This is a genomic window from Peribacillus sp. FSL E2-0159 (assembly GCF_038643155.1).
GTDB lineage: Bacteria > Bacillota > Bacilli > Bacillales > DSM-1321 > Peribacillus > Peribacillus simplex.
Map to the genome: position 1 here is coordinate 3,854,893 of NZ_CP152053.1, position 12,445 is coordinate 3,867,337.

The window sequence follows — 12,445 nt, forward strand, 5'->3', positions numbered from 1 at the left end:
CCACACCATTTTACCATATCGGTACCCTTGAAAAACAGCCACCAACTCCCAGTCATTATCTAGATTCCCGAAACTTGACAAATAATTTATATCCTTTATCATTTTTTAAAGACGGAATTTTCAGAAGGGATTTGACCGCATGAAACGTTTAATCGCTTTTTTGATTCTTTTTATACCCGGTGCCTTTGCTGCCTATGGCATAAAAATAATGAGGGACATGGTGTTCGGTATTTTACAGCCTCCCTATCCAGTCCTTTGGCTGCAATTTTTAATCGGACTGCTCATTACGATTGGCGGAATAGCCTTTATCGCCGGCTTCGTCCTTCATCGAGATCGAAAACAAAATAAGGTCCAAAGCAGGTTCAATAAATTTTAAACGCAAAAAAGAAGGTGCCATGTATCATATGGCACCTTCTTTCTTTATCTGATCCTTACGGATGCCTCGGGAAAATCGGTTATGATGCCACTGCATCCCAATTCGAATAAACGCTTCATCTCGTCTTCTTTATTAATGGTAAATGGCCGTACTGGAACACCCATACTCACCGTATACCTATAATTATAATCTGAAAATTAAGAAAAGGAGCTATATAGCACAAAACTTCGTCTAAAATAATTTTGTGGCGCTGTTCAATCAAACAAAAACGCCTTTTATTTATGGGATTTCCTGCAAAATCCAATAAATAAAAGGCGTTTAATTTTTTTACCCGCAGCGTAAAAAATTTTGAAGTTGCCGATTAGAAAAAATCACGAAGCAACTTCTTCCTGTCCTTTACCTCCAGATGGAGAATTCCTATTTATATTTAGCGGCTCTAGCCTTTATATGGTCAATTGTTCCCCTAAATCTTAACAACCGGTGACCCCTACCCCTGTCAAGAAGCTTTATGTTCGAGACGCAGCTTATCAGCAACCATGGCAATGAATTCGGAATTTGTAGGTTTTGCCTTAGTCATGCTTACGGTATATCCGAAAAGTGATGAAATGGATTCTATATTTCCACGGCTCCAGGCCACTTCAATCGCATGCCGGATAGCACGTTCAACACGGCTGGCCGTAGTATTGTATTTTTTTGCGATATCCGGATATAAAACTTTGGTGATAGAACCCAATAGTTCGATATCATTATATACCATGGATATGGCTTCCCTTAAATACAAATAGCCCTTAATATGTGCTGGCACTCCAATCTCGTGAATGATGCTTGTGATGCTGGCATCAAGGTTCTTCGGTTTGGATTCATTTTGGGGACGATAGCTAAATTGACTATGATTTTTTAAAACCGCCTGCCCTTTACCGCTTACCTGACGTATGTGATTGGCCAGATTTTCCATATCAAATGGTTTCAGTATAAAGTAAGACGCGCCCAAATCAACAGCTTTTTTCGTTACATCTTCTTGACCAAAGGCAGTAAGCATTATCACATTAGGCATAGAACCCCGTTTTACTTCACGAAGTTTTTCAAGTACACCTAACCCATCTAAATGAGGCATGATAATATCGAGGATTAATATATCCGGATCAACGCTTTCAAGCATACCCAGGCAATCTTGACCGTTATGTGCCACCCCAATTACTTCCATGTCTTCCTGTGCAGAAATGTATTCTTCCAGAAGGCCAACAAGTTCTCTATTATCATCTACAACGCACACCTTAATTTTTTTCACGCTTGATTTCCTCCTCAACTACAATTGGTCTTTTTTTCTATATGACTAAATTCTATTGTAATTGAACTTTTCGACAATGGAAACTAAATTCCTTTTATTTTTGAAAAAATATAAGGAATTCAATATTATTCTCCGGATATCTCTTGTTTTCGACTTCGTTTGCTATTCAAATAAACCGTTTGTCGAAAAATCTTCATATCGTTTTCATTTTATCACATCGTTTCAAAAAAACCTCTATTTTTTGAAGAAATCAAATTTAATTCCTACCCAAACCTACGCTATTTATTAATTCCCATTAAAAAGGGGCATCCAAAAGGATACCCAGATTCTTAGCTTGCCTTTTCATAATTATCTTTGTCGTATATATTTATACCGGCTTCGTTTAACATCCATTCGATATGGACTCCATACCCACTTGTAGGATCATTAACGAATACATGGGTGACTGCACCGATTAATTTCCCATTTTGTATGATAGGACTGCCGCTCATACCTTGAACGATCCCACCCGTTTTTTGAAGCAATTCTTTATCCGTCACTTTTAAGACCATTCCTTTAATTGCAGGAAACTTCTGTGGGATGGAACTGACGATTTCGACATCGAATTCCTCCACTTCAGAACCATCCACCACTGTAAGGATTTTTGCTGGTCCTTCCTTTACCTCATGGGAAAGGGTGATGGGGAGTGGCTTTTCGTTAATTCCATTTTTAAAATCCTGATTTAATTTCCCAAAAATTCCAAAGGGGCTATTGCGATTGATATTTCCTATTTTTTCTTTATTGGAAGAAAAGCGTGCCAATTTTTCTCCCGGATCACCATTACTTCCCTTTTCAATGGATGTAACTGTCGATTGAACAATCTGTCCGTCCTTAACAACAATCGGCTTTTTTGTATCCATATCGGATATGACATGTCCCAACGCCCCATATTTTTTCGAATCCGGGTGATAAAACGTCATCGTTCCTATGCCAGCTGCCGAATCACGGATATACAAACCTAATTTGTAAGTTCCTTCATTCTTATCTTTTAGAGGTAATAGGGTACTATGAAGCACTTCATTATCACGGTTAATGACAAGATTCAACGCCTCACCCTTTTCGCCTGCCTGCTGAACAAAAGGGGTTACATCCCCCATCTTCTTTATCGTCTGACCATTGATTTCTGTAATAATATCACCGATTTCAATTTTCGCCTTTTCTCCCGGTGATTTTTTCCCCTGCGCAGTATCAATAAGATGATGACCTACTACAAGAACCCCAAGAGTATTAAGCTTTACTCCAATGGATTGGCCTCCAGGCATGACTTTAAAGTCTTTTAACACCCTGATGTCGACCTTTTTGGCAGGTAAGCCTGCTACATCGAGTAACACTTCATTCGTACCTGGTTTCTCAGCACCAAGCGTAATCGAAGCTTGTTCATCATGAAGTGAAATTCCATCACTAGATCCCGAAGTTTTTGCAGAAACAGGCAATGATTTGGAAATACTATATTGACTTCCTTCAAATAGTACAAGATGATTTGGAATTAAAAAATATTCACGAGATGGCTGGTATAACCCTAATGTTAATAGCGAAACAAGGAGAATTCCACCGATGATCCTGTTTATCCATACAAATTTCAATCCATTCACTCTCCTCGCTCTCTGAAACTTTATGGCTACACCTTTAATTTAGCCCTCATGACAGTCATTTATAACAGGTGCAAAAAATAAAAGCTATCCGTTTTTGGATAGCTTTACAATGAATGCTTATGATAATTTTAAATAATCTTTCTTACCGGCCCATCAAGATGTAATCTTCAGCCGTTTGGCCAGCTGGATTAATTCATTGGCATGCTGCTTCGTCAAATCCGTTATCTCTACTCCTGAAATCATCCTGCCAATTTCTTTTACTTTTTCAGTTTCAATGAGCGGCTTGACCGAGGTATTCGTGCGTCCAGCCCTTACATTTTTAGCTATGAAAAGGTGAGTATCCGCCATAGCTGCCACCTGTGGCAAATGGGATATGCACAGTACTTGTGATCCAGTTGCCACTTTATAGATCTTTTCGGCAATGGATTGTGCAACCCGTCCGCTCACACCTGTGTCCACTTCATCAAATATAATGGACGTTATGCCTTGGTGCTTGGAGAAAATGCTTTTCAAAGCCAGCATGATCCTCGACAGTTCTCCGCCAGATGCGATTTTAGAAAGAGGTTTTAACGGTTCACCTGGATTGGTGGAAATATAAAATTCCATTGAATCCAGACCTGACTGATTAATGCCCCTATCTGACAATTCATCGAAGGTATAGGCCGTTTGAAGGAAATGCGGTTCGAAAATTGTCTTTTCCATGTATAAATCTTTTAATTCCTGATGGATCTTTTTGGTTAACTGCTGAGCGAATTTCTGCCGAAGTTCAGAAAGATTCTTTGCTTCGACAATTAAATCTGCCTTGATGGATTTCATTTCCTTTTCAAGCTTCGCTATATGGGTTTCCCTATTTTGCAGTTTTTCTACTTCTTCTTCTATAGCGGCTCCATATTCCAGGATTTCCTCGATGGTCCTCCCGTATTTACGCTTTAATTGATTTATTTCATTAAGGCGACTTTCAATGAATTCCACACGTTCAGTATCATAATCCAAAGAGTCTAATTGGTCTCGGATGTTTGACACGGCCTCTTCAAGCAGGAAGTAGCTATTTGAAACGGTCTCAGAGCTGTTCTTTAAACCTTCATCTAGCCCTGCTGCTTCCTCCAAATTATTCATGGCTACAGAAAGCCAATCAATTGCATGCTGCTCACCATTTAAAGCATTATAACTGGTCTGCAGCGCTTCATGGATTTTTTCGAAATTATTAATTTTCTTCCGCTCTTCCATCAATTCTTCATCTTCGCGTAATTTCAAATCAGCTTTTTGGATTTCATCGAATTGAAATTGGATCAAATCAAGGCGGTGGACCATTTGCTGTTCATTTTGGCTCAAACCATTCAATTGTTTAGAAGCGGTTTCATAACGTTTATATAGCTTTTGGTATTCAGTGAGTGCAGATGCGATTTTTTCACCGCCGAATTGATCGAGTAGCGGGAGATGGAGTCGTTCATCCATTAATTCCTGATGTTCATGCTGACCATGGATATCTATCAATGTCCGTCCTATCTCTCGTAAAGTGGAAATCGTTACAAGCTTTCCATTTACCCTGCAAACGCTTTTGCCGCTCTGTGAGATGTCCCTTCGAAGTATCGCCATCCCATCATTCATATCCAGGCCAAATTCTTCCGCTTTGGCAAAGACCGGGTGTTTTTCATCTTCAATTTGGAATAATCCTTCTATTTCGGCCTTAGACTCACCATGCCGAATGAACTCTGCAGAACCACGCCCCCCAACCAAAAGATGAACGGCATCTATTATGATTGACTTCCCTGCCCCTGTTTCCCCTGTCAAGACCGTCAAGCCTTTCTCAAATGAAACGGACAGGCTGTCTATGATCGCAAAATTCCTAATCGATAGTTCTGTTAACAAGCTAGGTCACCTCACAAAATTATTAGAGCATGTCCAAGAATTTGCCGGAAATGATCTTTGCATCTTCCTCAGAACGGCAGATGATTAAACAAGTATCATCGCCGCCGATCGTCCCGAGTATTTCTTGCCAATTTAAATTATCGATCAATGCACAGATTGCCTGGGCATTACCTGGGAGCATCTTCATAACCAGTAAATTGTTGGCTGAGTCAATGCGTACAAATGCATCGACAAGGATTCTCTTTAATTTTTGAAGTGGGTTGAAACGTTGGTCGGCCGGCAGACTGTATTTATACCTTCCATCCGTTAAAGGAACTTTTACAAGGTGAAGCTCTTTAATATCCCTTGAAACAGTAGCTTGCGTTACATTGTATCCAGCTAATTTCAATTCTTCAACTAGCTCATCCTGAGTTTCGATATCATTATTCGTTATAATGTCCCTTATTTTTATATGTCGTTGTCCTTTATTCATAAGTAGAAGCACCTCTTCTCAACTGTTGCACATTTAATGGTAACGTATCACTTTCATTCCTTACTTAAGCAAGCTGCCCAAATATGGGATTGCTTCGGTATCATCAGTACGTGCAAATAGGCCGCTTTAGAAAGTGGCTAATATTAATGTTATCGGATTTTTATGCAATTGTACAACTTTTTCTCTAAAATGAATGAATACAAGTCTATTTTATGTATCCACCTATATATGATTCAAGTGCATGCCGCACAATGTATAGTTAAAAAGCTCCTTTAGCCAACCATTCAGCCAAAGGAGCCCATACAAATTTCTAGCTATTCTTTTTTAAATTGGGCATGAGCCTCTCCAACGATGTCATCAACCGTTTTCGAAAGCAATATCGCTCCATCTTCCTTCGACCCTTGCCAGTGTAAATGAAGTAAGAATTCAATATTTCCATCACCGCCGGTAATCGGTGAGAAGGAGGCATCCTTAATATCATAGCCTTCCTTTATGGAAAAAGAAATGATCTTATCCAACACTTGTTTATGGATTTTGGGATCACGAACAATCCCCTTTTTACCCACTTGATCCTTCCCAGCTTCGAATTGCGGTTTAACCAATGCAACCACATCACTATTCGGGACGAGCAATGTCTTTAGCACCGGTAAAATTAATGTAAGCGAGATGAAAGAAACATCAATGCTTGCAAAGTTTGGCATCTCCCCATCGAGATCGGCAGGTGTAACATAACGGAAATTGGTCCGTTCCATTACTTTAACCCGCTCATCCTGCCTAAGCTTCCAAGCAAGTTGATTATAACCCACATCAAGCGCATAAGACATTGTGGCACCATTTTGCAAAGCACAATCCGTGAACCCACCAGTTGATGAACCGATATCAAGCAGTATTTTTCCATTCACTTGCAAATCGAATTCCCTTAATGCCTTCTCAAGTTTAAGACCGCCCCTTGAAACGTAAGGCATGACTTTTCCTTTGATCGTAAATTCAAGATCGACCGGCACTTTTTCCCCCGGTTTTTCGTACCTCTCTTCATTCGCGTAGACAAGGCCAGCCATAACCATACGCTTCGCTTTTTCACGTGTATCGGCCAAGCCTTGTTCTACAAGTAATACATCTACTCTTTCTTTCATCACTTTCATATTGTCAGGCCCTTTTTTCTTTTTTGGGTGTTATCATTTTAATCTTTTTGATGGCTGTCTCAGTCGTTAAACCGATTTCTTCAAGAAGTTCATCGACACTTCCATGTTCAATGAAATAATCAGGTATTCCCATTCGATCTATAGTTGCCCCATAAAACCCTTGATCATGAGCATATTCAAGAACAGAACTACCAAAACCACCTTGAAGAACCGCTTCTTCTATTGTCAAGATAGGCATTTTTTCACCTAGGAGACTGCTTAGCATGTTCTCATCCAAAGGCTTAATGAACCGGGCATTGATCACCTTGACTGAATAATCCTCTTTCTCCAGCAGTTCTGCGGCTTCAAGAGCCATGGGAATCGTAGTACCGAACGTTAAGATGGCCGCATCCGTTCCTTCTTTAAGAACTTCCCACGAACCGATTGGAATTTGCTGTAATTCGGTATCCATCACAACTCCCCAACCATTCCCACGAGGGAAACGCATAGCAATCGGACCATCATTATATTTCAAGGCCGTATTGACCATATGCTGACCTTCGTTTTCATCTTTCGGCATCATCAACACCATATTCGGAACGTGGCGTAAGAAAGCAATATCGAAAACGCCTTGATGCGTTTCACCATCGGAACCAACCAAACCGGCACGATCGATCCCTATGAATACATTCAAATTCTGACGGCAGATATCATGCACCACCTGGTCATAAGCCCTTTGCAGGAAGGTTGAATAAATAGCCAGAAAAGGTTTCATTTTTTGCGTTGCCAATCCGGCTGCAAAAGTTGCAGCATGCTGCTCGGCGATCCCTACATCATAGAAACGCTCTGGGAACTCTCGGGAAAAGCCCACCAATTTCGAACCTACGGGCATTGCAGGTGTAATTGCGACAATCCGCTCATCGTCACGTGCTAGCCTGCTGACAGTATCACTTACAAGAGCGCTCCAAGCAGGACCTTTACTAGGCGATTTCACGAAATCACCTGTCTCGATCTTGTATGGGCCTGTCCCATGCCAGTTTCCTGTTGTATCCAACTCGGCAGGTGAATATCCCTTGCCTTTTTTCGTGATGACATGCAGCAGTACAGGTCCTTTCGTTTTCTTGGCATATCTTAAATTCTCCAGCAATTCCTCATAATTATGACCATCTACTGGTCCAAGGTATGTGAAACCGAGCTCTTCGAAAAAGATACCTGAGACCAATAAATATTTCATGCTATCCTTCAAGCGTTCAGCTGTAGCCGCAAGTTTACCACCGACTGCAGGAATTTTTTTCAAAAGCAACTCCAATTCATCTTTTGCCCAGTTATATTTACCTGCTGTCCGCAATCTTCCCAATATCGTGTGTAAAGCACCTACGTTAGGGGCTATGGACATTTCATTATCATTCAGGATAACGATCATGTCCTTTTTTTCATCACCGATATGATTCAACGCTTCAAGCGCCATTCCGCCTGTTAGGGCACCGTCCCCGATTACAGGCAAAATAAAACTGCTTTCACCTTTGATATCACGGGCAGCCGCCATTCCCATTGCAGCTGAAAGGGAAGTCGAACTATGACCCGTTTCCCAAACATCATGGGGGCTTTCAATCATTTTAGGAAAACCGCAAAGACCTTTATATTTCTTTAAGGTGTCGAACTCTCCTGCTCTGCCAGTCAGGATTTTATGGACATAGGATTGGTGTCCGACATCCCATAAAATTTTATCATTCGGACTGTCGAATTCTTTATGCAAAGCTATAGTCAATTCGACGACACCTAAATTGGGACCAATATGCCCACCGGTCACCGATAATTTTTCCACAAGGAATTTACGTACTTCCACACTTAACTCGACAAGCTCTTCATTATTCATCTTCTTCAAAAAAGAAGGGTCTTTTATAGATAGAAGATCCAAACAGGACCACTCACTTTCTGTCATCTTCGGTTGTAAGCATAAACAAAGCCTCATAAAAGAGGGCTATGGAAGACTTGACCGAAAAATTGGTTTTAAGTTAAAAAATAGCCGCCAACACCCAGGTGATTTCGGCGGCTTATTATACCTATTTTATCACGTTTCTCAATTAAAAAATTCATTTTGATTTTCACATATTTTTGCACAATGAGTATACCATAAAACCTCAATTGATAACAAATTTAGCCACAATCAATGGTTACGGTTCGCTATTAAATCAGTAAGTTCATTCAACAAACCCGTTTGTAAGTTTGTTTTTCCTAAAGCGGCATGGGCAAGTTCTATATGATGTTCCAACTTTTCCTTTGCCCCTTGAAGTGTAAGTAAAGAGGGATATGTGCTTTTATGATTCCCCACATCACTACCAACCGGCTTGCCGATCAACTCGACGGACCCTTCAATATCCAGAATATCATCGCGAATTTGAAAAGCAAGCCCCAGGTGGTATGCAAAGTCACGTAAATGCAGTTGCTGTTCTTCATTCGCTCCAGCTAATATAGCTCCAGAAAGGATGCTAGCAGTCAATAACTTCCCTGTTTTATGTTCATGGACATACTCCAATTCCTGAAGTGTCAACTGTTTATTTTCCCCTTCCATATCGGCAACTTGACCGCCAACCATTCCTTCGGCTCCGGCAGACTTCGCAATTTCACTTACAAGGTTCAGCTTCATTTCAGCCGTCACCTCGGGATCGATCATTTCCGTCACCAATTGAAAGCTATATGTAAGAAGCGCATCACCTGCCAGTATTGCTACCGCTTCACCGAACACTTTATGGTTCGTCGGTTTTCCGCGGCGGAGATCATCATCATCCATCGCCGGAAGATCATCATGAATCAAAGAATATGTATGAATCATTTCAATGGCAGCCGCTGCAGGAATCCCCATCCTCAAGCTTTTTCCAAAGGCCTCCAGAACCGCAAAGACCAATAACGGGCGAATCCGTTTACCTCCTGCCTCCAGTGAATAGATCATGGCTTCTTTGACCACTGCCGGGGCTTTAAGTTTATTGACATATTCCACGATTTCCCGTTCTATTACCGCCTTATATTCTTGAGAAAACATTTCAAAGGACGCCGTACCCATGTCATTCTTCCTCCTTTACAGCGAAGTTTTCAAGTTCCCCATCTTCGCGTAAAATTTGAGTCAACTGATCTTCAACAGCCTTAAGCTTTGAATGGCAAAGCCTTGATAAATCCATTCCTTGTTTATATATGGAGATGGCTTCTTCCAAGGGCACATCGCCTTCTTCCAACTGTTCTACAATTTTTTCGAGATTCTCCATCGCTTCTTCAAATGTAGCTTCCTGTTTTTTTGTCATGGTTCAATCCGCTCCTTTATTCCTTTAATTTCACATTCAAGGGTTCCATCTTTAATCGAAACCGCTATCTTATCCCCTTTGGATACTTGCTGTGTACTTTTCACTAATGTCTCATCCTCAGTAAAAACCAATCCATAGCCCCGTTCCATGATTTTTAGTGGACTGAGGGCAGACAAAGTGGCTGTAATATGGACGAACTGCTGTGATTTTTGCCGATAGATGGCTTCCATGGCCCTCCGTAAAACCTTTACATGCTGCTGCCATTCATCTTTCGCATTTTTCACCGCTTGTTCAGGATGCTGCTTTTTCAGAATATCGGTCAGCTGATTCAGCCCATCTCTCTTTTTCATGAAATATCGCGTGCTGGTCCTCCCTAGCCTGTCCATCGTCTTGTCTAGCTGTTCAAGCTTCTGTTCATACATTTTATGTGGGTAACGGAAAGCATAAGACCTCTCCATCCTGGTCAAACGGGTTCGTTCAAAATTGACCGCTTCTTGAATGGAGCGGGTCAATCGATTCTTGCGGTTCATAAGGCGTTCGAGTATTTCATTCAAGTGAGGAACCGCTAACTCTGCTGCACCAGTCGGTGTAGGAGCACGCATATCGGCGACAAAATCAGCAATTGTAAAATCGGTTTCGTGACCGACAGCAGAAATAACCGGTATATCGGAATCATAAATCGATTCAGCCACTATCTCCTCATTAAAGGCCCATAGCTCCTCGATCGACCCGCCGCCCCTTCCGACAATGAGAACATCACTTTCCGCCCTTGCGTTAGCCATGGAAATTGCCTTGGCAATCGATTTAGCGGCATTATTCCCTTGTACAAGTGCTGGATAAACGATGATCCTAGCGATTGGATATCTCCGCTTGATGGTTATCAGGATATCTCTTAGTGCAGCTCCGGTCGGCGATGTTATGACACCTACAGATTTAGGGTACTGGGGAATCGGCTTCTTATGTTCGGCCAAAAACAAACCTGCCTCCTCCAGCTTTTTCTTCAGCTGTTCATAAGCAAGATACAAATCCCCCACACCATCAGGGGCCATGCTTTTCACATAAAGCTGATACTGTCCCCCCGCTTCATATAATGATATATCGCCCTTAACAAGTACCTTCATACCACTCTCGGGCAGGAATTTCATCCCTTTATTATTGGCGGCAAACATAACGGAGAGGAGTCGGGCCTTCTCATCCTTTAAAGTAAAATACATATGTCCGCTTGTATGTTGTTTAAAATTTGAAATTTCACCTTTTATGTATACATTTTGCAAATGGGGGTCGGCATCGAACTTCCTTTTGATGTACTTTGTTAAAGCCGACACACTCAAATATTGTTGGTTGCTCATATAATGTCTCCTTCCGATGGAAATCGGATATAAAGAAAACTCGCCTATAGATTACACTTAAAACTTGATTAATCCATGAATGGAAAAAAAGCGGTCTCCCGTTATTATAAAACAAGAGGTCCGCTTCTTTAAAATAATTTAACGTTTTTTTCAGCTTTTTAATGCTTGCTTGTTTTGTTCAAGTGCTTTTTGAGCAGATTTGACCGTATTCTTCATAAGCATCGTAATCGTCATGGGACCAACGCCTTTAGGAACAGGTGTAATGTATGAAGCCTTATTTTTCACTTCATCAAACGCCACATCACCGCAAAGCTTCCCTTCATCATTCCTGTTCATTCCGACGTCAATGACGACTGCGCCTTCTTTAATATGGTCACTCGTGATCGTGTCCCTCTTTCCGACAGCTGCCACAACGACATCGGCTTGCTTGGTATAATATGCAAGATCCTTTGTCCGTGAATGACAGTAAGTAACGGTTGCATTTGCATTTAAAAACAATTGTCCGGCTGGTTTTCCGACGATATTACTTCTCCCAACGATGACAACATGCTTACCTTCAAGGTCATAGTCGATATACTCAAGCATCACCATGACGCCGTATGGAGTACAAGGTAAATATGCATCCTGTCCTGTCATCATCCGCCCAATATTAATCGGGTGGAATCCATCTACATCCTTTTCAGGGGAAATCGCTTCAATGATCGCTTTTTCCTGAATATGTCCAGGCAATGGCAGCTGCACCAATATACCATGAATGCTGTCATCCTGGTTTAATTCAGCAATGCTCTGAATTAATTCCTCCTGAGAGAGTTCCGCAGGCTTTTTAATTAATACGGAATGCATGCCCAAGTCCTCACAGGCCTTTTGCTTATTGCGCACATAAGTTTGTGATGCTTGATTGTCACCCACCAGGATTACAGCCAAACCCGGAACGATATTTTTTTCACGTAACTGTTGAACTTCCTTACTGATTTCCTGCCTAACTGACTCTGCAATTTCTTTACCATTAATGATTTGAGCTGACATGTGTTTATTCCTCCCAA

Annotated in this window: 11 protein-coding genes; 1 reads left to right on the forward strand and 10 read right to left on the reverse strand. The window is 41.3% G+C overall.

Going from position 1 to position 12,445, the window contains the following annotated elements:
• Positions 1–139: 139 nt before the first annotated feature.
• Positions 140–376, forward strand: a complete 237-nt coding sequence (locus tag NYE63_RS18760) for a DUF2627 domain-containing protein (protein WP_101222519.1) — start codon at positions 140–142, stop codon at positions 374–376.
• Between the two features lie 496 nt (positions 377–872).
• Here NYE63_RS18760 and spo0A read toward each other — a convergent pair whose 3' ends face one another.
• From spo0A to folD, 10 genes are all read right to left on the reverse strand, one after another.
• Positions 873–1,664 (reverse strand): sporulation transcription factor Spo0A, encoded by a 792-nt coding sequence (gene spo0A / locus NYE63_RS18765; protein WP_342602254.1) that lies wholly within the window; start codon positions 1,662–1,664, stop codon positions 873–875.
• A 329-nt stretch (positions 1,665–1,993) separates the two neighbouring features.
• A complete protein-coding gene (gene spoIVB, locus NYE63_RS18770) occupies positions 1,994–3,286 on the reverse strand; it encodes a SpoIVB peptidase (RefSeq protein WP_063233098.1) in 1,293 nt (430 codons plus the stop codon).
• Between the two features lie 162 nt (positions 3,287–3,448).
• Positions 3,449–5,164, reverse strand: a complete 1,716-nt coding sequence (recN, locus tag NYE63_RS18775; RefSeq protein ID WP_148358711.1) for a DNA repair protein RecN — start codon at positions 5,162–5,164, stop codon at positions 3,449–3,451.
• 22 nt (positions 5,165–5,186) lie between these two features.
• Positions 5,187–5,636 (reverse strand): transcriptional regulator ArgR, encoded by a 450-nt coding sequence (gene argR, locus NYE63_RS18780; RefSeq protein ID WP_034308279.1) that lies wholly within the window; start codon positions 5,634–5,636, stop codon positions 5,187–5,189.
• A 314-nt stretch (positions 5,637–5,950) separates the two neighbouring features.
• On the reverse strand, positions 5,951–6,778 hold the full coding sequence (locus tag NYE63_RS18785; protein WP_251431023.1) for a TlyA family RNA methyltransferase: 828 nt from the start codon (positions 6,776–6,778) through the stop codon (positions 5,951–5,953).
• 4 nt (positions 6,779–6,782) lie between these two features.
• Positions 6,783–8,675 carry a 1-deoxy-D-xylulose-5-phosphate synthase gene (dxs, locus tag NYE63_RS18790; protein ID WP_063233180.1) on the reverse strand — a complete coding sequence of 631 codons (1,893 nt, stop codon included), beginning with the start codon at positions 8,673–8,675 and terminating at the stop codon, positions 6,783–6,785.
• Between the two features lie 249 nt (positions 8,676–8,924).
• Positions 8,925–9,818: a polyprenyl synthetase family protein gene (locus NYE63_RS18795; RefSeq protein WP_342602255.1), complete on the reverse strand. Its 894-nt coding sequence runs from the start codon at positions 9,816–9,818 to the stop codon at positions 8,925–8,927.
• Between the two features lies 1 nt (position 9,819).
• Positions 9,820–10,053 carry an exodeoxyribonuclease VII small subunit gene (locus NYE63_RS18800; protein WP_342602256.1) on the reverse strand — a complete coding sequence of 78 codons (234 nt, stop codon included), beginning with the start codon at positions 10,051–10,053 and terminating at the stop codon, positions 9,820–9,822.
• Positions 10,050–11,402 carry an exodeoxyribonuclease VII large subunit gene (gene xseA / locus NYE63_RS18805; RefSeq protein WP_342602257.1) on the reverse strand — a complete coding sequence of 451 codons (1,353 nt, stop codon included), beginning with the start codon at positions 11,400–11,402 and terminating at the stop codon, positions 10,050–10,052. The genes NYE63_RS18800 and xseA overlap by 4 nt, the downstream gene beginning before the upstream one ends.
• Positions 11,403–11,552: 150 nt before the next feature.
• Positions 11,553–12,428, reverse strand: coding sequence for a bifunctional methylenetetrahydrofolate dehydrogenase/methenyltetrahydrofolate cyclohydrolase FolD (gene folD, locus NYE63_RS18810; protein WP_342602258.1), 876 nt, complete (start codon positions 12,426–12,428; stop codon positions 11,553–11,555).
• Positions 12,429–12,445: the final 17 nt, after the last annotated feature.